The organism is Mycetocola sp. Y444 (assembly GCF_059445295.1).
In genome coordinates, this window is the sequence record NZ_JCAIUB010000002.1 from 891,215 (window position 1) to 913,619 (window position 22,405).

The 22,405-nt window shown below is 65.4% G+C and carries 25 protein-coding genes; 15 read left to right on the top strand and 10 right to left on the bottom strand.

Annotation, left to right across the window (positions count from 1 at the left end):
* Nucleotides 1–75: 75 nt before the first annotated feature.
* Entirely contained in the window at nucleotides 76–1,611 is a 1,536-nt protein-coding gene (locus AC1C2M_RS10830; protein WP_495436507.1) for an aspartate ammonia-lyase, read from the top strand.
* Between the two features lie 58 nt (nucleotides 1,612–1,669).
* Here AC1C2M_RS10830 and AC1C2M_RS10835 read toward each other — a convergent pair whose 3' ends face one another.
* Complete coding sequence (locus AC1C2M_RS10835) at nucleotides 1,670–2,092, bottom strand: cytidine deaminase family protein (RefSeq protein WP_495436384.1); 423 nt, start codon at nucleotides 2,090–2,092, stop codon at nucleotides 1,670–1,672.
* A gap of 103 nt (nucleotides 2,093–2,195) precedes the next feature.
* The gene (locus AC1C2M_RS10840; RefSeq protein ID WP_495432989.1) at nucleotides 2,196–3,089 is read right to left on the bottom strand and encodes a fumarylacetoacetate hydrolase family protein; all 894 of its coding nucleotides are present in this window, start codon (nucleotides 3,087–3,089) and stop codon (nucleotides 2,196–2,198) included.
* 65 nt (nucleotides 3,090–3,154) lie between these two features.
* On the opposite strand from AC1C2M_RS10840, the gene AC1C2M_RS10845 reads away from it, so the two are divergent.
* The 3 genes from AC1C2M_RS10845 to AC1C2M_RS10855 all read left to right on the top strand — a co-directional run bounded on the left by AC1C2M_RS10845 (nucleotide 3,155) and on the right by AC1C2M_RS10855 (nucleotide 5,558).
* Nucleotides 3,155–4,444, top strand: a complete 1,290-nt coding sequence (locus AC1C2M_RS10845; protein ID WP_495432990.1) for a PrsW family intramembrane metalloprotease — start codon at nucleotides 3,155–3,157, stop codon at nucleotides 4,442–4,444.
* Between the two features lie 208 nt (nucleotides 4,445–4,652).
* Complete coding sequence (locus tag AC1C2M_RS10850) at nucleotides 4,653–5,027, top strand: FKBP-type peptidyl-prolyl cis-trans isomerase (protein WP_495436386.1); 375 nt, start codon at nucleotides 4,653–4,655, stop codon at nucleotides 5,025–5,027.
* Between the two features lie 3 nt (nucleotides 5,028–5,030).
* On the top strand, nucleotides 5,031–5,558 hold the full coding sequence (locus tag AC1C2M_RS10855; RefSeq protein ID WP_483405760.1) for an adenine phosphoribosyltransferase: 528 nt from the start codon (nucleotides 5,031–5,033) through the stop codon (nucleotides 5,556–5,558).
* Nucleotides 5,559–5,572: 14 nt separating this feature from the next.
* Here the strand turns inward: AC1C2M_RS10855 and AC1C2M_RS10860 are convergent, their stop codons facing one another.
* Nucleotides 5,573–5,968: a DUF1304 domain-containing protein gene (locus tag AC1C2M_RS10860; RefSeq protein ID WP_495436387.1), complete on the bottom strand. Its 396-nt coding sequence runs from the start codon at nucleotides 5,966–5,968 to the stop codon at nucleotides 5,573–5,575.
* Nucleotides 5,969–6,149: 181 nt separating this feature from the next.
* On the opposite strand from AC1C2M_RS10860, the gene AC1C2M_RS10865 reads away from it, so the two are divergent.
* The 3 genes from AC1C2M_RS10865 to AC1C2M_RS10875 are packed head-to-tail and all read left to right on the top strand — an operon-like array spanning nucleotide 6,150 to nucleotide 9,214.
* Nucleotides 6,150–6,629, top strand: coding sequence for an Lrp/AsnC family transcriptional regulator (locus AC1C2M_RS10865; protein ID WP_108390564.1), 480 nt, complete (start codon nucleotides 6,150–6,152; stop codon nucleotides 6,627–6,629).
* Nucleotides 6,630–6,681: 52 nt separating this feature from the next.
* A complete protein-coding gene (locus AC1C2M_RS10870) occupies nucleotides 6,682–7,722 on the top strand; it encodes an LLM class flavin-dependent oxidoreductase (RefSeq protein WP_495436389.1) in 1,041 nt (346 codons plus the stop codon).
* 49 nt (nucleotides 7,723–7,771) lie between these two features.
* A complete protein-coding gene (locus AC1C2M_RS10875; protein ID WP_495436391.1) occupies nucleotides 7,772–9,214 on the top strand; it encodes an MFS transporter in 1,443 nt (480 codons plus the stop codon).
* A gap of 1 nt (nucleotide 9,215) precedes the next feature.
* Here AC1C2M_RS10875 and AC1C2M_RS10880 read toward each other — a convergent pair whose 3' ends face one another.
* Together AC1C2M_RS10880 and AC1C2M_RS10885 are read right to left on the bottom strand one after the other, a co-directional pair.
* Complete coding sequence (locus tag AC1C2M_RS10880) at nucleotides 9,216–9,557, bottom strand: protealysin inhibitor emfourin (RefSeq protein WP_483405764.1); 342 nt, start codon at nucleotides 9,555–9,557, stop codon at nucleotides 9,216–9,218.
* Between the two features lie 19 nt (nucleotides 9,558–9,576).
* Entirely contained in the window at nucleotides 9,577–10,662 is a 1,086-nt protein-coding gene (locus AC1C2M_RS10885; protein ID WP_495436392.1) for a M4 family metallopeptidase, read from the bottom strand.
* Between the two features lie 131 nt (nucleotides 10,663–10,793).
* Between AC1C2M_RS10885 and AC1C2M_RS10890 the strand changes: the two genes are divergently transcribed.
* The 3 genes from AC1C2M_RS10890 to AC1C2M_RS10900 are packed head-to-tail and all read left to right on the top strand — an operon-like array spanning nucleotide 10,794 to nucleotide 12,718.
* A complete protein-coding gene (locus tag AC1C2M_RS10890) occupies nucleotides 10,794–11,684 on the top strand; it encodes an LLM class flavin-dependent oxidoreductase (RefSeq protein ID WP_495432994.1) in 891 nt (296 codons plus the stop codon).
* Nucleotides 11,681–12,139, top strand: a complete 459-nt coding sequence (locus AC1C2M_RS10895; protein ID WP_495432995.1) for a PaaI family thioesterase — start codon at nucleotides 11,681–11,683, stop codon at nucleotides 12,137–12,139. The genes AC1C2M_RS10890 and AC1C2M_RS10895 overlap by 4 nt, the downstream gene beginning before the upstream one ends.
* Nucleotides 12,140–12,169: 30 nt before the next feature.
* Complete coding sequence (locus tag AC1C2M_RS10900) at nucleotides 12,170–12,718, top strand: GNAT family N-acetyltransferase (protein ID WP_495436508.1); 549 nt, start codon at nucleotides 12,170–12,172, stop codon at nucleotides 12,716–12,718.
* Between the two features lie 43 nt (nucleotides 12,719–12,761).
* Here the strand turns inward: AC1C2M_RS10900 and AC1C2M_RS10905 are convergent, their stop codons facing one another.
* The 3 genes from AC1C2M_RS10905 to AC1C2M_RS10915 form a co-directional block, all read right to left on the bottom strand.
* The gene (locus AC1C2M_RS10905; protein WP_495436394.1) at nucleotides 12,762–12,965 is read right to left on the bottom strand and encodes a DUF5302 domain-containing protein; all 204 of its coding nucleotides are present in this window, start codon (nucleotides 12,963–12,965) and stop codon (nucleotides 12,762–12,764) included.
* 83 nt (nucleotides 12,966–13,048) lie between these two features.
* A complete protein-coding gene (locus AC1C2M_RS10910; RefSeq protein ID WP_495436396.1) occupies nucleotides 13,049–13,477 on the bottom strand; it encodes a VOC family protein in 429 nt (142 codons plus the stop codon).
* A gap of 686 nt (nucleotides 13,478–14,163) precedes the next feature.
* A complete protein-coding gene (locus AC1C2M_RS10915) occupies nucleotides 14,164–14,817 on the bottom strand; it encodes a pyridoxine/pyridoxamine 5'-phosphate oxidase (RefSeq protein ID WP_495436398.1) in 654 nt (217 codons plus the stop codon).
* A gap of 195 nt (nucleotides 14,818–15,012) precedes the next feature.
* Between AC1C2M_RS10915 and rpsO the strand changes: the two genes are divergently transcribed.
* Entirely contained in the window at nucleotides 15,013–15,282 is a 270-nt protein-coding gene (rpsO, locus tag AC1C2M_RS10920; protein ID WP_108390576.1) for a 30S ribosomal protein S15, read from the top strand.
* Nucleotides 15,283–15,406: 124 nt separating this feature from the next.
* On the opposite strand, the gene AC1C2M_RS10925 is transcribed toward rpsO, so the two are convergent.
* On the bottom strand, nucleotides 15,407–17,149 hold the full coding sequence (locus AC1C2M_RS10925; protein ID WP_495432998.1) for a glycoside hydrolase family 13 protein: 1,743 nt from the start codon (nucleotides 17,147–17,149) through the stop codon (nucleotides 15,407–15,409).
* 89 nt (nucleotides 17,150–17,238) lie between these two features.
* Here AC1C2M_RS10925 and AC1C2M_RS10930 point away from each other — a divergent pair, with 89 nt between their 5' ends.
* Both AC1C2M_RS10930 and AC1C2M_RS10935 read left to right on the top strand, forming a co-directional pair.
* Complete coding sequence (locus AC1C2M_RS10930; RefSeq protein WP_483405774.1) at nucleotides 17,239–18,732, top strand: amino acid permease; 1,494 nt, start codon at nucleotides 17,239–17,241, stop codon at nucleotides 18,730–18,732.
* Between the two features lie 84 nt (nucleotides 18,733–18,816).
* Entirely contained in the window at nucleotides 18,817–19,299 is a 483-nt protein-coding gene (locus tag AC1C2M_RS10935) for a VanZ family protein (RefSeq protein WP_483405775.1), read from the top strand.
* A gap of 62 nt (nucleotides 19,300–19,361) precedes the next feature.
* On the opposite strand, the gene AC1C2M_RS10940 is transcribed toward AC1C2M_RS10935, so the two are convergent.
* Nucleotides 19,362–20,507 (bottom strand): acyltransferase family protein, encoded by a 1,146-nt coding sequence (locus tag AC1C2M_RS10940; RefSeq protein ID WP_495436400.1) that lies wholly within the window; start codon nucleotides 20,505–20,507, stop codon nucleotides 19,362–19,364.
* A gap of 138 nt (nucleotides 20,508–20,645) precedes the next feature.
* Between AC1C2M_RS10940 and AC1C2M_RS10945 the strand changes: the two genes are divergently transcribed.
* On the top strand, nucleotides 20,646–21,758 hold the full coding sequence (locus tag AC1C2M_RS10945) for an LLM class flavin-dependent oxidoreductase (RefSeq protein WP_495436510.1): 1,113 nt from the start codon (nucleotides 20,646–20,648) through the stop codon (nucleotides 21,756–21,758).
* Nucleotides 21,758–22,384 carry an FMN reductase gene (locus AC1C2M_RS10950; protein ID WP_495436402.1) on the top strand — a complete coding sequence of 209 codons (627 nt, stop codon included), beginning with the start codon at nucleotides 21,758–21,760 and terminating at the stop codon, nucleotides 22,382–22,384. The genes AC1C2M_RS10945 and AC1C2M_RS10950 overlap by 1 nt, the downstream gene beginning before the upstream one ends.
* Nucleotides 22,385–22,405: the final 21 nt, after the last annotated feature.

Here is a 22,405-nt window from a genome sequence, read left to right on the forward strand (position 1 = left end):
AACTGTCCGGCCACAAGCACACGACACAGGCGATGGAGCCACACAGTGAGAATCAGCAACGCCGCCACACGCGGAATGACGATCGACGACGAAAGCGGAAAGGGGTTCACGGTGAATGCACCAGGCCAGACGCGGACGGAGACGGATTCACTCGGATCACTGGAGATTCCCGCCGACGCATACTGGGGCATCCACACCGCGCGAGCGCTGGAGAACTTCCCGATCTCGAAGCGGCCGATCTCCGTCTATCCCGATCTCGTCGAGGCCCTCGCGAGTGTCAAACAGGCAGCGGCCCGCACGAATGTCGAGCTTGGTGCGTTGAGTGCCGAGAAGGGCGCCCTCATTGACCGGGCGTGCCAGCGCATCATCGACGGCGAGTTCCACGACCAGTTTGTGGTTGGGGTCATCCAGGGTGGCGCAGGAACGTCGACCAACATGAATGCCAACGAGGTCATCACCAACGTGGCCCTCGAGATCGCCGGAAAGCCCAAGGGCGAATACGGCTACCTCTCGCCGATCGATCACACGAACCGCAGTCAGTCGACAAACGACGTCTACCCGACCGCGATCAAGATCGCCCTGTCGTTCTCGCTGCAGACCCTGCTCGACGAGCTCGAATACCTTAAGGAGTCGTTCACCCGGAAGTCCGCGGAGTTCCGCCACGTCCTCAAGGTCGGACGCACGCAGCTGCAGGACGCCGTTCCGATGACGCTCGGCCAGGAGTTCCACGGGTTCGCGACGACGCTCGGTGAAGACCACGCGCGGCTCAACGAGACTCGGTGGCTGCTTGCCGAGATCAACCTCGGGGCGACAGCAATCGGTACGGGCATCACAGCGGATCCCCGGTACGCGGCCGCTGCTGTCAAGCACCTGAACCGGATCACCGGACTCAGCCTCGAGACCGCGCCTGACCTCATCGAGGCGACGAGCGACGCCGGGGGATTCATGTCGTTCAGCGGAACCCTCAAGCGTTCGGCGATCAAGCTGTCGAAGATCTGCAATGACCTCAGGCTTCTCTCCAGCGGCCCTCAGGCCGGGTTCGGCGAGATCAACCTGCCGCCGGTCCAGGCCGGATCGAGCATCATGCCAGGCAAGGTGAACCCGGTCATTCCCGAGGTCGTCAACCAGGTCGCGTTCTCGGTGGTTGGCGCGGACATGACGGTGACCATGGCCGCCGAAGCCGGGCAGCTGCAGCTCAACGCGTTCGAACCGGTGATCGCGCACTCATTGCTGCAGAGCATCACCTGGATGACCCAGGCGTGCCACACGCTCCGGGTCAACTGCATCGATGGCATCACGGCCAACCTCGAGCGACTGGAGACGATGGTCGGCTCGTCGGTCGGCGTGATCACTGCCCTCACCCCGCACATCGGGTACTCAGCGGCAGCTGCCCTCGCCAAGACCGCGCTCCTGACCAGGAGGAACATCGCCGATCTCGTGGTCGAGTCGGCGTTGATGACGCGCGAAGAGGTGACCAGGCAGCTCTCGCCGGCGAGACTCTCCGGACTCGAGGCGGTCACGATGGCGATTCCGATCATCGATGGGCCCACTCACCCGCACCCGGTCGGAGAAGAGCTCACAACGGCGGTCGAGGGCACCGAGCGGGTCTGACCCGCCTACGCGCCTGATTGACCGGGCCGCTGATTGCCTGACCCGCTCGCTGCGCTCATCACTGGCTCGCAGCCTGCTCTTCGACCCAGTCGAAGGCGAGGGGGAGGAGATCCGCGATGGCGACGCTCCGAACCCCCGCCGGCGTCGGGACGATAACCCGGATGCCGGGGTGATAGTCCGCGAGCACCTGCCGGTCGCGCCCACAGGGGGCCTTCACTCCGCGCCCGGCGTCGCCTACCGCCACGATGGTCACCAGCTCACGGGCGCCCGCACTGCGCGCTGCCCCGAGGGCAACGAGTTCAGCGCAGGGCCCGCCGGTGAAGTGGTACAGGTTGACGCCACGGTGCACGCGGCCGGTGACGTCTCTCACAGCCGCCCCGACCGTGTGTACCCCGGACTCAGCATCCGCATTGGCGTCGATGACGGCCGTCGCCTCGGCGATGAGGTCGATGTCGTCCTGGCTGAGCTCGCGCATGTTCATGCCGTCGAGCCTATTGCCGGTCAATGCCGTTGCCGACCAGCGCTGTAGGCGGCGAGTGCCGTTGCCGGTCAGCGCTGTCGCCGGTCAGGCCGGGAGCAGCCGATCAGGTCATCCGGCAGTGCGTGGTGAGGGCTCCGACACCCTCCACGGCAACGGTGACCGTCGACCAGTCGCGAAGGAAGACCTGCGGCTCCCGGGAGTATCCGGCACCGCCGGGGCTGCCCGTTGAAATCAGAGTGCCAGGCAACAGGGTCGCTGATCGCGACAGGTGGGCGATGAGTTTGGCCACACTGCGCACCATCAGGCCCGTTGTCGAATCCTGCATCAGGTGCCCGTCGAGCGTCGTCGTGACGTGGAGGGCCTGCGGATCGGCGATCTCGTCGCGGGTAACGACGGTGGGTCCCGTCGGCGTGAAGCCGTCGAACGACTTGCAGCGGCTCCACTGGGTCTCGGCGAACTGGATGTCGCGGGCTGTGATGTCGTTGACGACCGTGTAACCGAAAACGTAGTCAAGGGCATCCGCCTCTGAAACGTCTTTGGCGTGCCTGCCGATGATGACGCCGAGCTCCGCCTCATAATCGATCGACTCGCTCAGTGCCCGCGGCCAGCTGGTCGTTGCTCCGTGTCCGGAGAGGGAGTTGGGCCAGAGCGAGAACACGGTCGGGGCGGCGTCGGCCTTGACGTTGAGTTCACTGGAGTGGGCCGAGTAATTGAGACCGATGGCGATGATCTGCGGCGGGCGCAGAACGGCCGACGCGTGGGTGAGTTCAGACACCGGTGTGAGCCCTACTCCCTGGGCGAGCGCGGCGTCTGAGTGAGACTTCACCCGCGCCAGCTCGGCATCGCCCCGTTCGAGGAGATGCTGGAGATCGACGGGAGCGTCGTCGAGGATCTCGTCGAGGAAGAGCGCACCGTCCCCGGAGATCACAGCCAGTCGAGCAGCGGGCGTGCCGGGGGCACTGGGATGGGCGTCATCGATCAGGTGTGCAAATCTCACATTCTCAGGGTAGTGGACCCCGCCGCGGTTCATTTCGTAAGCGCGGGAACCAGTAATCTGATCCAATGGCGAACGAGTTTCCTGGCGGACACCGGCACACTCCAGACAATCGCGCGCGCGGTCACGAAGCAAAGGGCCATCGCCCGCTGCAGATCTATACCGGCTCTGCGTACTCCACGCCGGGCGGATTCGGCCAGCCGACCTACGCCCAACCCGTCGCCCCTGAGTCCTGGGTTCAGCCCGTGTGGACACAGCCGGTGTCGCGCACGCCGGCGGTTGCCGTGGTCGGCGTCATCGCCGTAGCCGTCCTGACCCTGCTGCTTTTCTCTGTGCTCGGCTACTTCGTAATCTTCCTCGGGCCCGCAGCCACCCTCGTTGGTTTCCTGATCGCCCTCGTGCCGCTTGCCGTCGTGCTGTGGGCGATCCGCTGGGTCGACAGGTGGGAACCGGAACCCCGGCTCGCGCTGTTGTTCGGTTTTCTCTGGGGTGCAGCTGCCTCGGTCGCGATCGCCCTCATCGTCGGGCTCACCATCGAGATCGCCGCGATGGCGACGACAGGGCAGGGCACCCCGACATTCCTTCAGGCTGCCCTGCAGGCACCGGTTGTCGAAGAGACAGCCAAGGGCATCGGCGTCCTCATCCTGTTTTTCGCGACGCGCAAGCATTTCACCGGCCCCGTCGACGGCCTCGTCTACGCGGCAATCATCGCCGCGGGATTCGCGTTCACCGAGAACATCCAGTACTTCGCCGTCGCGCTCGTCGAGGGTGGGCTCGGCGAGCTGGGCGCCACGTTCTTCATGCGGGCGATCCTCGCGCCGTTCGCCCACGTGACCTTCACCGCCATTACCGGACTTGCGATAGGCATGGCGGCTCTGCGTGGAGGCAGGATGCTGATCGGCTGGTTCGTTCTGGGCCTCGCGGGTGCCATCGCACTTCACGCGCTGTGGAACGGTTCCCTCTTCGTTGTCAGTTCCCTCGAGTCGTATGCCATGTACTACGTGCTGATCCAGGTGCCGATTTTCGTGATTCTCATCGTGATCACCATCCTGATGCGCAGGCACGAGGCCCGTCTCACCGCAGCGAGGCTCAGCGAGTACGCCGCCGCCGGGTGGTTCGTGCCCGCGGAAGTGCAGATGCTCGCGTCAGCGACAGGGCGCAGGCAGGCCATGTCGTGGGCTCGCACGCTGCCGGGAAACAAGGCCGTCGTCATGAAGCAGTTCATCAACGATGCCACCCGGCTGGCATTCACCAGGCAGCGGATCATCACCGGGCGCAATGACCTCGTCAACCGCAAGACAGAGCAGGAACTCCTCGTCGCTGTTGCCGGCGACCGCCAGGTGTTGCTCGGGCCGTAATCGCCCGACGACCGGCACAGAAAAAACCCATCGCCCCGTGCTGCGGCACTGCCGGCGAGTCGACGGGGCGATGAGTTTTCTTAGGTTCAGGATGCACCCGACCTGGCTGTATTGCAAGCACTATTTCCGCATTAGCGCTCGATGACGTGAGCTTCAATGCCCCCCACCCGCTTTTGACGCGCGCACTCTGACGCGGTTGTATTGTTCTATGACCGAATCGCAGAACACCAAGCCCGAAATCGACGCACCGGAGGGGCCGGCTCCCTCCGAACTCGAGATCGTCGACATCACCGTCGGCGAAGGAGACGAAGCCAAGAGCTCGTCGACAGTCAACGTGCACTACCTCGGCGTCAGCTATGACACCGGCGAAGAGTTCGACTCATCCTGGAGCCGTGGCGAACCCATCAACTTCCCCCTGTCCAACCTCATCCGTGGCTGGCAGGAAGGCATCCCCGGCATGAAGGTAGGCGGTCGCCGCAAGCTCACGGTTCCGCCCGCACTGGCGTACGGCACTGCAGGAAGCGGACACCCGCTTTCCGGCCAGACCCTCGTCTTCGTCATCGACCTGCTTGGCGTGAAGTAAAGTTTGAGCGTTTCAGACCTCGTTCTCGAGCTGAGCGACACGATCCCCGACTTTCCGAAGCCGGGGATCGTGTTTCGTGACCTCACGCCCGTCTTCGCCGACGCGGATGCCTTCACCGCGATCATCGATGACCTCGCCTCCCGATTCGCCGGTGGGTACGACGCGGTCGCTGGCCTCGAGGCCAGGGGTTTCCTGCTCGCCGCTGCGCTCGCGTACGCCGGGCACGTTCCCCTGGTCGCGATCCGCAAGGAAGGCAAACTTCCCGGCGACGTGCTGTCGGAGACCTACGACCTTGAGTACGGGACGGCGACGTTCGAAATCCGGCCAGGACAGATCGCCAGCGGGAGCAGGGTGCTCATCGTCGATGACGTCCTCGCCACCGGTGGAAGTGCCGTCGCTGCGGCGCGGCTGGTCGAGCGGGCCGGCTACGTCGTTGGCGGCGTAGGACTCGTGCTCGAACTCGATGGGCTCGGCGGCCGGGACCGGCTCACGGGCTACGACGTGTACTCGATAGTCGCCGAACCGGCGTAGTCACTGTTTTCCGATCAGTGCTCCGTCACCCAGCTGGTGATGTAGAGCACAACCGTGATGAGCGGGAAGATCCCCTGAATGACCGCGGCCGACAGTCGGCCCTTCCCGCTCGTCACGAGCACAATGGCGGCGGCGAGCATGCTCGCGACGCAGAAGATCCCCAGCGCAAAACCGGCGTCTGCCCGGCCAATGCCATACATGATCGAGCCGACGAGGGCACCGATGCCGAGGAAGAGGTTGTAGAAGCCCTGGTTGTACGCCAGCGCTCTGGTGGTCTCGGCGTCTTCAGCGCTTCTGAGCCCGAACCGCTTCCAGACGGCGGGCCGCGTCCACGCGACTGATTCCCAGTAGAAGATGAGGAAGTGGACCGCGGCGGAGAGGGTTGCGGCGATCGTGATGAGGATGACCATGGGCTGAGCCTATTGCGGCAGCTTCGCCTGAGCCAGTATCGCCTGCGGGTGAGCCGCGCGCGCCACGCCAGGGTGCGGCTCAAAGGCACCTTCGTCGATCGTCCACCCGGAGACGGCCCATCTAAGATGAGAGAACCGGCAAATCGTCGCAGATGGTGCACGTACCACGAGGGATCACCCCATGGAATCGAAGAAACCCCCGCTTGACAGTACAGATCGCGCACTTCTGCGCGCCCTGTCGAGCAATGCCCGTGCATCGGGTTCACAGTTGGCCGCGGATCTCGGTCTTGCCGAGTCGACGGTGTCGCTCCGCCTCCGGCGACTGCACCAGTCCGGTCACATTGTCGGGTACCACGCCGACATCGACCTCGCTGTGCTCGGTGCGCCGCTCCAGGCGCTCATCGCCGTTCAGCTTGCCCAGCACAACAGAGCCGACATCCAAAAGTTCCGGCGCGAGGCGCCGACCTGGCCAGGGGTGCTCTCGATGTTCCACATGGGTGGACGGGACGACTACCTGATGCACGTCGCGGCGCGCAGCACGGCCGATCTCAGGGAATTCGTCGTTCAGTACCTCACCGGCCACCCCGCCGTCGCGCACACCGAGACGAACCTCGTCTTCGAGCACGCCGCGGGAACCGGCTGGCAGCAGCTTCTCGCCTGATCGGGAATGTCGGCGCGTTCGTTGTGCTTGGACTTCTCGAAAGGTTGTGTTTGTGAAACTCTCTGTTCTTGATCTTGTCCCCGTCCGTTCGCGGCAGTCGTCGTCTGACGCCCTGGCCGCATCCATCGATCTGGCGAAAGCCGCGGATGCCCTCGGTTACACCCGCTATTGGGTGGCGGAACACCACAACATGCCGTCGGTCGCATCGACGAACCCGGCGGTCATCATCGGGATTCTGGCCGCGCACACCGACAGGATCCGGGTCGGCTCGGGCGGTGTGATGCTGCCCAACCACGCGCCCCTGGTTGTCGCCGAACAGTTCGCGCTGCTCGAAGCAAGCGCTCCCGGCCGGATCGACCTCGGGCTCGGGCGGGCACCGGGAAGTGACCCGGTCGTCACCGCCGTTCTCAACCGTTCCGGTGCAACGAGCGACGTGAACCAGTTCCCGAACTATGTATCGGACATCGTCTCGCTGCTTGGCACTGACGGCGCAACGGTCCGGCTCACCAGCGGCACCGAGTACCAGCTCAAGTCGACGCCGGCCGCCACGAGTGTCCCGGACATGTGGCTGCTCGGCTCCAGTGACTACTCGGCGACGCTCGCTGCGTCGCTCGGCCTGCCATACGTCTTCGCCCACCACTTCGCGGGCCACGGCGCCGAGCGAGCGCTCGAGATCTACCGCGGCCAGTTCCAGCCGTCGGAGATTCTCGACGCACCGCGCACCTTCGTGACGGCGAACGTCGTTGTCGCGCCGACGGCATCCGAGGCCTATGCCCTTGCCCTGCCGAACCTGCAGCACATGGCACGGCTCCGAAGCAACGAACCGCTCGGCAGGCTCGCGACGGTCGAGGAGGCCGCGAACACCACGATGAGCCCGATACAGGACGAGTTCATCAGCGCGTCGCTCGGGTCCTGGATCATCGACGAACCAGTTGCGGCGGCACAGCGCGTGCGGGAGCTGGCGAAACGCTTCGACGTCGACGAGGTGATGGTGTCTCCCGGAGCTTCGGCGTACGACGCCGAGAGCCTGACCGAGACACCGGGCCGGGTTCAGACGCTCGAGCTGCTCGCGCAACAACTGCTCGCAGACTGACCGCAAAACGGTGGTGCGCGTCGCGCCACTGACGCGCCAGAATAGGCAGATGACGTTACCTCCGAGCTCGCGGTTGGCGAGGCTTGACGCACTTCCGTTTACGAAACAGCACAGGAAGCTCCTGGTTGGATCCGGGGTCGGCTGGGCGCTTGACGCAATGGACGTCGGATTGATCTCCTTCGTTCTCGCCCAGCTCGCCGTGACCTGGCAGCTCGAAAGCGCAGAGCTCAGCTGGATCGCCTCGGCGGGGTTCATCGGCATGGCCGTCGGGGCGAGCCTCGGCGGCCTGCTCGCCGACCGGTTCGGTCGCAGGCAGGTCTTCGCGATCACGCTGCTGGTCTTCGGGATCGCCACAGGGGCAGCGGCGCTGTCCTGGTCGCTCGGCGTGCTCATCGTCCTGCGGTTCATCGTCGGCCTCGGTCTCGGCGCCGAGCTGCCTGTGGCGTCCACCTACATGTCCGAGTTCGCACCGCCGCGGATTCGCGGACGCGTCATCGTGCTGCTCGAAGCGTTCTGGGCCATCGGCTGGACGATTGCGGCACTCATTGGCTACTTCATCGTGCCGCTGAGCGACAATGGCTGGCGCTGGGCGCTCGCCATCGGAGCTGTGCCGGCGATCTACGCGGTCATCGTACGGTTTGCAATGCCGGAGTCCGTGCGCTTTCTCGAGTCACGCGGTCGCACGGCCGAGGCAGAGGCAACGGTGCGCCGGTTCGAGATCTCGGCCGGACGAGCGACGGATGCCGTTGGCGATGCGGCGGGGGAACGCGAGGCGGCGGCTGCACAGCGGGCTGGCACTGCCCGTCCCGCTGATGCAGCCGGTGCTGAAGACGCGGGAACTGCACGAACGAAGCCGAGGCTCACCGCGCGGGCCCAGGTCGCGACGCTCTGGGCGCTCCCGCACCGTGTCCAGACCCTCGCCCTGTGGGTCGTCTGGTTCTGCGTGAACTTCTCCTATTACGGAGCCTTCGTCTGGTTGCCATCGATCCTCGTGGCATCCGGGTTCTCGCTCGTCAAGTCGTTCGAGTACACGCTCATCATCACGCTCGCACAGCTGCCGGGATATCTGGTTGCCGCGTACCTCGTCGAGAAGTGGGGCAGGAGCAAGACGCTCGCCGTCTTCCTGACCGGTTCGGCGGTCTCGGCCGTGCTCTTCGGCCTGGCCGGACTCGAGTGGCAGGTGATCGGCGCCGGCATGCTGCTGTCGTTCTTCAACCTCGGTGCGTGGGGTGCGCTCTACGCCGTGACGCCTGAGCTGTACCCGACCGAGCTGCGCGCAACAGGGTCGGGCTGGGCGGCCGGGGTCGGCCGGATCGCGTCGATCATTGCCCCGCTGCTTGTCCCGATCCTCACCGGTGTCGGCGGCAGCGTCCTGCTGTTCAGCGTGTTCGCCGCGTTCTTCCTGATCGCGGCAGCCGCAGCGCTTGCCCTCGCAGACAAGCGAGGCAAGGCGCTCGAGGAGTTCGTCCCGGCCGTCGCCGAACGGGTGTGAGCTAGAAGCGGTTCGGTGTGCCGCCGGTACGATCGGTGTGCCTCGGCTGCTCCGGCGTCGGGTCGAACGCGCGGACCCGGTCGACGAGTTCACGCCAGCCACCGGTGAGGGACTGCTCAGGGATGACGGCCTCCCTGGGTTCCGGGCGGGCCTCAGGCACCGGTTCCAGCCGGATCCGGTAGATGTAGCGGTCGGGCTGCGGCGGTTGGGGGCGCTGGTTGTCCCAGGGCAGGTCTCGGAGCAGGACGAGCCACGAATCTGCGTCCGGCTGCTCGTCGACGCGGACTTCCCAGCGCGTGCTCAGCCCGGCGAAGCCGCCGCTCCGGATAACCGTCACCTTCATGCCGGGAATGCTACTCCGGTTATGCGGTGACACCTACCGTCTGCCAGGCGGTGCGAACGGCGGAGGTTTCGCGCGAGTCCTCTCCGAAGAGGCGGGATGCGACGACAACCGTTGCCTCCGCGAACTCCCGGAAATCGGCGTTCGCCTTGACCTCGGTGGTCAGGGTGTCGTACCAGATCTGACCCGGTGCCTCCCACGCGTTGCCGCCGATGGCGGTCGCCGCGAGGTAGAACGCCCGGTTGGGGATTCCGGAGTTCAGGTGGACTCCGCCGTAATCGTCTTCGGTTTCGATGTACCCGCTCATGTCGGCCGGTTGCGGATCCTTACCGAGGACGTCGTCGTCGTATGCGGTGCCAGGCGCCTTCATGGAGCGAAGTGCCTGGCCCTCGACCTCAGCCGAGAAGATTCCCTCGCCGATGAGCCAGCTGGCCTCGTCGGCGCTCTGGCCCCGGGAGCGCTGGTCGACGAGCGCACCGAAGACGTCGGACACCGACTCATTGAGGGCACCCGATTGCCCCGAGTAGACGAGGTTCGCTGTGTACTGGGTGACGCCGTGGGTGAGTTCGTGCCCGATAACGCTGAGCGATCTGGTGAACCCGATGAACACCTGTCCGTCGCCATCGCCGAAGACCATCTGGGTTCCGTCCCAGAACGCGTTGTCGTACGCGTCTCCGAAGTGCACGGTTGCGGCGAGGGGGATACCCTCACCGTCGATGGAGTTCCGGGAGTACGCCTCCCAGAACAGAGCGTATGTCTGGCCGAGACCGTCGTAAGCCTCGTTGACGCTGTCGTCGGGTGTTGGCGGCTCGCCCTCCGAGCGGACGAGGCGACCGGGCAGGTCTTCTGTGCCCCCGGCATCCGAGATGTATCGCTCGGGCTGGCCGGGAGCTGATGCCTGCCGGCGGTCGGTGTCGCTACCCCGCATCGACTGCCGCGGGGGAGCCGGTTCGCCCCTCCGCACCGCACGGATCTGTGACGCGGCTGCCAGTGCGCGCTGTGCCGCGCTCGCCGCGCGGGCGAGCCGTGGATCGTCGAGCTGCGCGAGGTGGTTGAGGAGATACGGCGGCACGATGGAGCAGCGGGGGGAGTCGATGTGAGTGCTCATGGCGACAGTGTGGCACTCGCCGCAGACATCCGGACACTACCCTGTGGCGTTTTCTTGAGGGCGGGGTGCGACAGCGGTTGGACCGTGGCTTCGGGAGGTCCTGGCCGCGACGCGTCTTCTAGACTGCGGGGATGCGTTGTGGAATCATCATCCTCCCTCAGGACCCCTGGCTCGAAGCGAAGCGCAAGTGGCAGGGAGCTGAGGAACTCGGCTTTGATTCGGCGTGGACCTATGACCACCTCTCCTGGCGGAGTCTCGCCGATGAGCCGTGGCAGGCCACGATCCCCACGCTCACAGCGGCATCCGTCGTTACCAGCCGCATCCGTCTCGGGACGATCGTCGCGTCACCGAACTATCGGCATCCTGTTCCGTTCGCGAAGGACATTGCGACCGTCGATGAGATCTCGGGCGGGAGGTTCGTGCTCGGTGTTGGCGCGGGCGGAACCGGCTTCGACGCGTTTGTGCTCGGCGATCGTGAGCTCACCCCGCGTGAGCGGCACGAGCGATTCGCCGAGTTCGTTTCTGACCTGGATGCTCTGTTGCGGTTCGAGCTTCCGGAGAGCGGGGGAGTGAGCTTTGAGGGCGACTGGTACACGGCGGTGAACGCCCGGATGGTGGGAGCGCCGGCGCAGAGCCCGCGGGTGCCATTCGTGGTCGCGGCGAACGGCCCCAAGGGGATGCGCGTTGCTGCCGAGTACGGTTCAGGCTGGGTCACGACCGGTCCCGACGGCGAGGTCGGCGACGAGTGGTGGGCGTCTGTCGCAACGCTCGGGAAGCGATTCGAGGACGCCGCGTTGTCGGTCGGCACCGATCCGCTGTCGGTCGAGAAGTACCTCATGATCGACTCAGGCGGCTCGTACGCGCTCGACAGTGCGGCCCGGTTCGAGGACAGCGTCGGGCGAGCGGCCGAGCTGGGATTCTCCGAGGTGCTGACGCACTGGCCGCGGGCGAACGGGATCTATGCCGGAAGCGAATCCGTGCTGGATGACGTCGCCGCCCTGTTCCCTAAGCTGAGGGGATGAATATTCTCGACGCGCCCGAATCAGACGGTCTCAACGGCCTTGAGCAATTGCAGGCGATGCTGGCAGCGGGGCAGCGGCCGTCCATTTGCGAGACGCTCGGCTTCGATCTCGTCGAGGTCGGTCGTGGCTCCGCCGTCTTCGAGGGCACCCCTGGAGCGCACGTCCTCAATCCGATCGGCACTGTCCACGGCGGATTCGCCGCAGCGTTGCTTGACTCCGCCTGTGGCACCGCTGTGCACACCCGCCTGTCGCCGACGCAGGGGTACACCACGCTCGAACTCAAGACCTCGTATCACCGGCCGATGAGCGTCGACACCGGTGTTGTGCGCGCGGAGGCGAACCTCATTTCGTTCGGACGGCGGGCAGCGTTCGCGTCTGCCGCGCTGACGGATGCCGATGGCCGGGTGCTCGCGACGGCGACGTCGTCTCTGCTTGTGTTCGAACGGTCTGCGTAGAGCGCAGCCGGGTGGAGAGGGACAGTCGTGATGCACTTCGAGCGTGATCTCGGCGACGGCTATCGGCTGGGTCTTCGCACGAGGGCGACCGATGAGGGGATGCTCCGCCTGATCGAGAAGAACCTCTCACGGCTGCGAGCGTGGGAACCGTGGGCGCTCGCCGATCAGACACGCGAGACTCTCGGGGCCTTCACGCAATATCAGCTCGAGGGTTTCTCTCGGGGAACCATCGTGCCGACCGTCATTTTCCGTGGGGATGAGATGGTCGGTGCAGTTTCTGTGGCGTTGAACCGTGTGACGCGGAAGGCAGAACTCGGCTACTGGCTCGATTATGAGGTCGAGGGGAAGGGCGTTGCGTTCCTGGCCTGCTCCGCGCTTGTGGAACACCTCGCCGAGCAGGGCATGCGACGGGTCGAAATTCGCACGGCAGCCTCGAATGAGCGCAGTTGCCGACTCGCAGAGCGCCTGGGTTTTGAGCTCGAGGGTGTTGTGGAGCGGGCGCTCGTGCTCGGGGAGAGACGGCTCGACCTTGCGATCTACAGTCTCGCCATCGACAGTCTCGCCATCAACCGTGCGTGAGTCGGCACTCTCGCGCTGACTCGATGGGAGATGGGAGGCGCCGCTAGCCGGTCTTCCTGCGGAAGTCGCGCTGGTGCGTCGCTGGCCCGTGCACGCCGTGGATGGCTGAGTCACCGTCGAGGTGATCGGTGCCCTTGCCCTGCGACTGCGCCTTCTTGCGTTCGAGAGCTTCGCGGAACTTGCGCTTCGTTTCCTCGGCGCGGTCTGCGGCCTCATCGGCATCCGGTGTCGGATTCTCAGAACTCATTGTGGTCCTCACGCTGGATTTCAACCGTTTCAGTTTAGGCACTGACGGCATCCGTTGACAGTGTGGATTTTCTCGTGAAGTGTTCATTCGCCGAGGAGGACAGCGCCCGTTTCGTCGATGCTCCAGGCCGGGTTGTGCGCGATCTCCCACACCACGCCGTTCGGGTCGGTGATGTGGCCGTGGTAGCCGCCGAACGCCGCGAACTGCGGCCTTTTCAGCAGCGTCCCGCCCGCGCTGAGGAGCGCTTCGATGGTTTCGTCGACGAGCGTTGGGCTGTCGACATTGTGCGACAGGGTGAAGCCGGATGGCTCGGCGGTTCCGGGTAGCAGGAGATCCCGGTTGAACGCGCGGGAGTCGTAGAGACCGAGTACGAGCCCGGGGCCGACCTGGAAGAAGATGATCTCGTCGGGAACGTCCACGAGCGGTTCCCAGTTGAGTCCGTCGACGTAGAAGCGGCGGGCGGCGTCGAGATCGGCGGCGGCGACGGTGAGGAAGTGGAGGCGAGGGTCCATGCCGTCAGGATGCCAGTGCGGCGGTCGAGGGGGAAGGCCCGTCTGGCCTAGGTGATCGTCCTGAGGGAGCCGTTCGCGTCCCGCCCGAGCCACGAGGCCGCACCAGCGTGCTGGAAGTGCCGACGAGAAGCGTTTCGGGAGGAAAAACGTGGGGTCGGCGGGCTATAGCCGCCTGGGCTTCCGCCTTCACCTCCCGGGGCATCGCGGGGCGCCGGCCCACGCGTGGTGGCTGGGGTTGTGGGACCAGCGTGGCGGAAGTGCCTGCGAGCCGGTGTTTCGGGAGGAAAGTCGTGGGGTCGGCGGGTTGTAGCCGCCCGGGCTTCCGCATTTGCCTCCCGAAGCAGCGCCGGGTGCCGGTTCCGGCGGTTGGCTGCCGTTCGTGTCGCGAGTGCCGGCTGCGGCTCATGTTGCCCGTGCCGGGCAGCCCCGGACGCCGGTGAGTCGTGGCGGGCGGCGGCGGACGGGTGGGTTGGACGCGGGTGGTCGGTGTGCCGCCTGTGTGTTTCGGGAGGAAAAACGTGGGGGCGGCGGGTTCTAGCCGCCTGGGCCTCCGCATTCGCCTCCCGGGGCATCGCGGGGCGGCGGCACGGGGAGTGCGGGACCCGGGGCGCCATGGGGGAGTGCGGAACCCGGTATCGCGGGTGGAAGCCCGAGAGGGGGGGGCGACAGGAGGTGGGAGGGACCGGCTACGGCCAGAGCAGCCCGCGCTCCCACGACCGCCCGTGCAGGCGGTACTTGAGCCGGAGGTGTCCGCGGTCCCTGGACGCCTGCCAGAACTCAACCTCGTCGGCGATCACAGCCCACGTGCTCCAGTTGCGGTCGACCCGCCTGGGGTCCCCGGCCACGGCAGCAACGGCATCCTCGAGCGCCTCGCGGTAGGTCTCGGGGGAGTCCAGCGGCTCGCTCTGGTGCCCAACAAAGGCAGCGGCACGCGAGCTCTCCGGCCGCGCCAGGAAGTCTTCCTCGCTGTCGGCCCGCGTCCCCTTCCGCACGGCACCGGTCACCCGCACCTGCCTGCCGAGCTGCGGCCAGAAGAAGGTGAGCGCAGCGAACGGGTTCGCACCGAGGTCTCGTGCCTTCGGGCTGTCATCGCGCGACGCGAACACCCAGCCATGCTCGTCGATGTCCTTGAGCACGAGCGTTCGTGCCGTGACCCGGCCGTCGGGCTCGCTCGTCGACAGTGTCATCGCGTGTGGTGCGGGCACGCCGGCATCCATAGCCTCGGTCAGCCACTCGGCGAAGAGGTCGGCCGGCTGCTCCGGCGCCCGTTCCCAGTCAAACACCGGAAGATCGGCGGGAAATGACGGAATCGAACGCAGGGTGTCCCGAAGGTGGCTCATGGCATCCCTTTCGCTGCAGGTATGGACGCGGCCCCGGCCTCCCCGGATGTACCGTGTCGAGTGGGTTCACACTAGCGCCGACTCGGCGAGCGAAACCTGCTAAACTCTTGAGGTTGCCGTCAAACGGCCGCGGATAAAGAGAGCCCACGCATTCTGTGACGGGCACCGCGCAACGAGAGAAAAGGGGATCAACCTATGGCACTTGAAGGCGAAGCCAAGAAGGCGATCATCGAAGAGTACGCAACCCACCCGGGTGACACGGGATCCCCCGAGGTCCAGGTCGCAGTGATGACCCAGCGGATCAAGGATCTCACCGAACACCTCAAAGAGCACAAGCACGACCACCACTCACGTCGTGGCCTGCTTCTGCTGGTTGGTCAGCGTCGCCGCCTGCTCGGTTACCTCGCTGATGTCGACATCAACCGTTACCGCTCGCTTATCGAGCGTCTCGGCCTCCGTCGCTAATTTCAGCCGGGAACCGCGTCGGTCCCTGATTTGATCAGGACGATGACAACGCGATCTTCTTGAAAACGGGCCGTTCACCTTCGGGTGAACGGCCCGTTTTTTGTGCACCAGCGGATGCCAGGGGTCAGAGCCGGTACAGCCGCGCCTCCCATGGACGCAGCGGCAGGTCACCGTCAACCGGGTAGTTGCCCAGCACGAGTTCGGCTGCAGCGACATCGAGGGGGAGTGCGCCGTCGAATGGCTCGTCCGACACGTTGGCGACGACGAGCAGACGTTCCGAAGCGGATGTCCTCATGAACGCGTACAGCGTCGGATGCGACGGCTCCAGCAGTTCGAAGTCGCCGAGCGCGACAGTGTCATTCGTGTGCCGCAGCTCGATCAGCCGCTGGTAGAACGCGAACACGCTCGTGCCGCTCGCGCGGTCGGCCTCAGCGTTGATCTCCGGATAGTTCGGGTTGACCGAAATCCACGGCGTGCCCGTCGTGAAACCGGCTTGCTCACTGCCATCCCACTGCATGGGAGTCCGCGCGTTGTCGCGCCCCATCGCGTGCACGGCGCTCAACACGCTCGACGGTGCCACGTCGAATTCCTCGACGGCCTCGCGGTAGTGGTTGAGCGACTCGATATCGCGGTAGTGCTCAATCGACTCGAATTTAACGTTCGTCATACCGATCTCCTCGCCCTGGTAGATGTAGGGCGTGCCACGGTGCAGGTGCAGCACAAGGGCCCACAGCGTCGCCGACTCGTAGCGGTACTCGGTGTCGTTGCCGAAGCGTGACACCAGTCGGGGCTGGTCGTGATTGTTGAGATACAGGCTGTTCCAGCCGGTCTCGGCGAGGCCGACCTGCCAGCGGGCCAGATTGGTCTTGAGGGCAACCAGGTCGAGCGGGATCGGATCGAACTTGTGCTCACCCTGGTCGAGCGAGACGTGCTCGAACTGGAACACCATGTCGACCTCGCCCTGCGTTGGGTCGGTGAACAGCGCAGCATCGTCGATACTCACGCCCGGCATCTCGCCGACGGTGAGGTAGATCTCATCGCGCCCGGCAAAGACCTCGCGGTGCATCTCCTTCAGGTACTCGTGAATTTGCGGTCCCATCGCGAAACCACTGCCAGTACCGCGGTCCGGCCCGTCGATCAGTTCGCGCCGTTTCGCGATCAGGTTGATGACGTCCATCCGGAACCCGTCGACACCGCGGTCAAGCCACCGCCGCATCATCGCGTACACGGCCTGCCGCACGTCGGGGTTCTCCCAGTTGAGATCCGGCTGCTGCTTCGCGAACAGGTGCAGGTAGTACTCGCCGGTCTCCTCGTCGAGCGTCCACGCCGGGCCCGAGAACGCGCTCGTCCAGCCGTTCGGGGCGCTACCGTCGTCCTGCGGTTTACGCCACCAGTACCAGTCCCTCTTCGGGTTATCGAGGGAGGACCGCGACTCGCGGAACCAGGCGTGCTCATCGCTGGTGTGGTTCACGACAAGGTCCATGACAATGCGGATGCCGCGATCGTGCGCTTCGGCGACCAGCGCATCGAAGTCGGAGAGAGAGCCGAACACCGGCTCGATGTCTTCGTAATCGCTGATGTCGTAGCCGTTGTCGTGCTGCGGCGACGGGTACACCGGCGAGAGCCACACGACGTCAACCCCGAGTTCAGCCAGATAGTCGAGCTTCGAACGGATACCGTTGAGGTCGCCGACCCCGTCACCATCGGAATCCGCGAAGCTCCTCGGGTAGACCTGGTAGACGACGGCGCGGGTCCACCAGGGGGCGGCGGGCGCTGGCGTGGTCTCGGTCTCCGTGGCGGGCGCGGTCCCTGCCTCGGCGGTAGCCGCGGTCTCGGCAAGATCGTTCGATACGTGGGTCTCTGTCATGGACACGATCCTCTCATCTCGACGCGGCCGCCGATGTCTGGCATTCTCGGTAGGTGCCCCGTTCGGGTCACACAGACGGGGAGAGCAACATGAGCCTTTGGCGGACCAAAAGCATCGAGGAGTCGCTGGCAGACTCTCACCTCGAGCACCGCAGCCTGAAACGCACACTCGGCACCTGGGATCTCATGGTCATGGGCGTCGCCGTCGCTGTGGGAGCCGGAATCTTCTCGGTCGGAGCCCGTGCAGCGGGTCAGTATGCAGGACCATCGGTCAGCCTCTCCTTCCTGCTCGCCGCCCTCACCTGTGCCCTGGCGATCATGTGTTACGCGGAGTTCGCATCGACGGTGCCCGTCGCCGGGTCTGCCTACACGTTCACCTATGCGACGCTCGGCGAACTCGTCGCGTGGATCATCGGCTGGGACCTGATCCTCGAGATGCTCACGGCGGCAGCGGTCATCGCCAAATACTGGGGCATCTACCTCTCCCTTGTCTTCGACCTGTGGGGGTGGAGTGTTCCGGACACCCTGAACCTCGCGGGACTTCAGGTCAGCTGGGGCCCGTTCATCATCGTCGCGATTTTCACCACACTCCTCGTGCTCGGCACCCAGCTCTCGGCCCGTGTGGGCGCGGTCTTCACAATCATCAAGGTCGCCATCGTTCTCTTCGTCATCGTGGTCGGCGCGTTCTTCATCCGCCCGGAGAACTACGTACCGTTCATCCCGGAGTCGGTTCCGACCGAGGGCGGATCGAGTGACGTCTGGAGCCAGTCGCTCTTCGCGTTCCTCACCGGAGCAGCCCCGGCACAGTACGGGGTATTCGGCCTCCTCGCCGGAGCCAGCCTGGTCTTCTTTGCCTTCATCGGATTCGACGTGGTGGCGACGAGCGCTGAGGAGGTGCGTGACCCGCAGAAGAACCTGCCGCGCGGCATCCTCGGTGGTCTCGCCATTGTTACCGTGCTGTACATCGGGGTGAGCCTCGTGCTCACCGGCATGGTGCCGTACACGACGCTCGCCGAGGCAGAGGACCCGTCGCTCGCCACCGCCTTCGTCGCGGTCGGGGCCGACTGGGCGGCCCAGGTGATCTCCGTCGGGATCCTCGCGGGTCTCACGACGGTCATCATGGTGCTCCTGCTCGGTCTGGCGAGGATCCTGTTCGCGATGAGCCGCGACGGCCTGCTGCCGCGGTCGCTGAGCGTCACGAGCGACAAGCGCCGCACTCCCGTCCGGGTTCAGATCATTTCCGGCGTCCTCGTCGCGCTGCTCGCTGGCCTGACGGATGTCGGTGTCCTCGAGGAGATGATCAACATCGGCACCCTGAGCGCCTTTGTGCTGGTGAGCATCGCCGTCGTGGTCCTCCGCAAGAAGCGGCCAGACCTGCCGAGGGCCTTCCGCGTGCCGCTCTCGCCGTTCCTTCCCATCCTCTCGGCGGTGCTCTGCCTGTGGCTCATGTTCAACCTCACGACCCTCACCTGGGTTCGGTTCCTCATCTGGCTCGCTGCGGGTCTGGTTATCTACTTCGCCTACGGGCGGAGCCACTCGGTCCTCGGCAAACAGAACGCCGAGCGTCGCCTCGCCCAGGAGTGACGGGCAGGGCGCTCCCGGGGGATTCCCCGGAAGTGCTCTGCTCGTGTCCATCCGGACACCAGAGAAGTAGGACAGACTGAACGGATGCTGCACCGTCACCCGATCCTCGGCCTGTTCACTGGCGCGTACCTGGCCTTTGTCTGCTGGGTGACTCTCGGGCCGCAGCCATTCGACGACAGCAACAGCGGACTGATTTTCCGTGCGCTTGGCGTACTCGACCGGTACGAGGCGACCTCCTGGATCACCTACAACGTCCTCGAGTTCGCGGCCAACATCGCCATGTTCTTCCCCATCGGGCTGTTCCTCGTCCTGCTTTTCGGTCGACGACTGTGGTGGCTCGCGATGGCCATCGGCTGCGGCATCACCGTCGTTATCGAGACTGCCCAACTCTTCATCCCCGGCCGGGTCTCCGACCCGAGGGACCTGGTAGCGAACAGCGTCGGTGCGATCCTCGGTGTGATCGTCGGCCTGCTCCTCACGGCCCGAAAAGCACGACGGCTTCGCGAGGAGCGTGCGGCGCGGTCCACTCCAGTCCGACAGCGATCGGTCGCCGGTTCGGTCAGGTAGCAGGAGCACTGCAATACCGTCGCTCCACGCACCGCGTCGCGTCAGGCGCCCACCGCGTCGCGTCAGGCGCCCTCGCGAGGAGGGGTCGGCGGACGCTTGGCTTCCGGAGCGGGGTCCCGCTCGGCCCCCGTCGGGTCGCGGCGCGACGGTCCGGGCGGGGCATCCCGGTGATCCGCAAAAATCCACCGCGGTTTCGGCTCGATCACGGGTCGGAAAACGCGCCGCACCGGCGCGCTCGCCAGTGCCACCGAGATAACGACGGCAAAGATCAGCATGGCGACGAGCCAGACATCCGGCAGCGATTCGTGCCGGAGCACCCCGCTCTCCCGAAGCGGATAGAGCACGAAACTATGCAGGAGGTAGACGTACATCGTGTACCGGCCAAACCGGGTCATCCAGGTCTCGTGCCGCGGCAGCAGGACGAAAAACGCCGCGCTGAGCAGGGTGGCAAGGACGATGAGGCCGAGTCGGACAGCGCCACCCCACCACTGGGCTTCACCGAGACCCGCGTACGAGTCGTCGTAGAAGAACCAGAAACGAAGGTCGATCCTCCGCCACAGGTCGATGAAACTCACGAGCACGGCGATCCAGGCGGCGAACAGCGCGATCGCCGCGCCCCGGATCACCCACGTCTGGCGATCAACGACGCGCCAGCGCTCGACGAGCTTCCACCTGTGCAGTTGCCAGCCGAGGACAAAGAACGGGAGGATCCCGAGCGTCCGCGCCAGCGAGAACGTGCTGTCGACGTTGTCGAGGTAGCCGACACCGATGGAGATGATCAGTGCCCAGGCGAGCGGCCAGCGCAGCAGCGCCAGGTAGGGGAGGACCAGCCGGAAGATACCCAGCGCCAGCAGGAACCAGAGCGTCCACGACGGCTGCGTCGGATTCAGCTCCTGCTTGCCCTCCACGAGGAACTGGACCAGGGTCCACACGGTCTCGAAAATCACGTAAGGAACAAGGATGTCCGTGATCAGTCGTTTCATCTCGCGGGCGCCAGGCGGGCTGCTCTTCGTGAAGTACCCGCTGACGATGGCGAACGCCGGCATGTGGAAGGCGTAGATCAACAGATAAACGGTGAGTGCGGCATCCGAATCGTAAATGAGCCGCTGGATGCTGTGCCCCATCACGACGAGGACGATGCAGGCGAAGCGGGCGTTGTCCCAGAACGGTACCCGGGGTTTGGGGATGCTGCCGGTCACTGCTCTCACGCCTCCACCCTAAGCGCCAGCGCCGGTCACCCTGGAGGCCCGCCGGGAATGAATGCGGTCGTAACCCGGTTACACTCGATATCCATTCAAACGAATAGATGACTTCTCTGGTTGGAAAAGACAATGGCGGAAAGCACAATGCAGTTCGGAATCTTCAGCGTCGGCGACATCACTACCGACCCGACGACCGGTCACACCCCCACAGACGCCTCGCGCCTCAATGACGTCCTGACCATCGCTCAGCACGCTGAAGCGGTGGGCCTCGATGTGTTTGCCATGGGCGAGCACCACAACCCCCCGTTCTTCCCGTCGAGCCCCGTGGCGATCAACAGCTACCTCGCGGCCAAAACCTCGACCATCATCCTGTCGACCGCAACGACACTCATCACCACGAACGATCCGGTGCGCATCGCCGAGGAATACGCGATGCTCCAGCACCTCTCCGGCGGCCGGATGGATCTCACCCTCGGCCGTGGAAACACCGGCCCCGTGTACCCGTGGTTCGGTGAAGACATCCGCCAGGGCATCCCGCTCGCCCTCGAGAAGTACGCCCTGCTCCGGAGGCTCTGGCGTGAGGACGTCGTTGACTGGGAGGGCCAGTTCCGCACTCCGCTCCAGGGCTTCACCTCCACTCCGCGTCCGCTCGACGGTGTGCCTCCGTTCATCTGGCACGGCTCGATCCGCTCTCCGGAAATCGCCGAGCAGGCCGCGTTCTACGGGGACGGCTTCTTCTCGAACCACATCTTCTGGCCAGCGTCACACACCCAGAAAATGGTTGCCTTCTACCGCCAGCGGTTCGAGCACTATGGTCACGGCCGCGCCGACCAGGCCATCGTCGGGCTCGGCGGACAGGTCTTCATGCGCAAGAACTCGCAGGATGCCGTCCGCGAATTCCGTCCGTACTTCGATAACGCCCCGGTGTACGGCCACGGCCCCAGCCTCGAGGACTTCACCTCCCAGACCCCGCTCACGGTGGGCAGCCCGCAGGAAGTCATCGACAAGACGCTCGGTTTCAGGGATTACGTCGGCGACTACCAGCGCCAGCTGTTCCTGATGGACCACGCCGGCCTGCCGCTCAAGACGGTGCTCGAGCAGCTCGACCTGCTCGGTGAAGAAGTGGTGCCGGTGCTCCGCAGGGAGTTCGCGAAGAACCGTCCGGCCGACGTCCCCGACGCTCCGACCCACTCGTCGCTCAAGGCCGCTGGCTCGTCGGCTCACAACGAGGCTCTCACCGATTCAGAGGTGAAGTAATGACCGTCAGGAAACTCGCCGTCGTTTCGGCAGGCCTGAGCCAGCCGTCATCCACGAGAATGCTCGCCGACCGCCTCACGGACGCGACCGTGGCGCGACTGAAGGAACAGGGTGTCGACGTCGAGGTCACGACGGTGGAGCTGCGGGACGTCGCCACCGACGTCATGAACAACATGCTGACCGGCTTCGCCAGTCCGAAGCTCGAGGCGGTCATTGATGCGGTGACCGGTGCCGACGGCCTGATCGCCGTCACACCGATCTTCACGACGAGCTACAGCGGCCTGTTCAAGTCGTTCTTCGATGTGCTCGACAACCGGTCACTCACCGATATGCCCGTGCTCATCGGAGCCACAGCCGGCACCGCGCGTCATTCCCTCGCCCTGGACTACGCGCTTCGCCCCATGTTCACCTACCTGCATGCCGTCGTCGTCCCGACGAGCGTCTTCGCCGCGTCGGAGGACTGGGGCAGCGGGGCGGACACGGTGAAGACCCTGCCAGACCGGATCGACAGGGCAGCCAGCGAACTCGTGCCGCTCGTTGCGGCATCCGATCGCTCTCGGCAGGTTCGCGACCCGTTCGGATTCGACGCGTCGCTGAGCCCGGTCGGCGGGTTCCAGCCCGGCTGAGCCGCGCGGGAGGACGGGTGC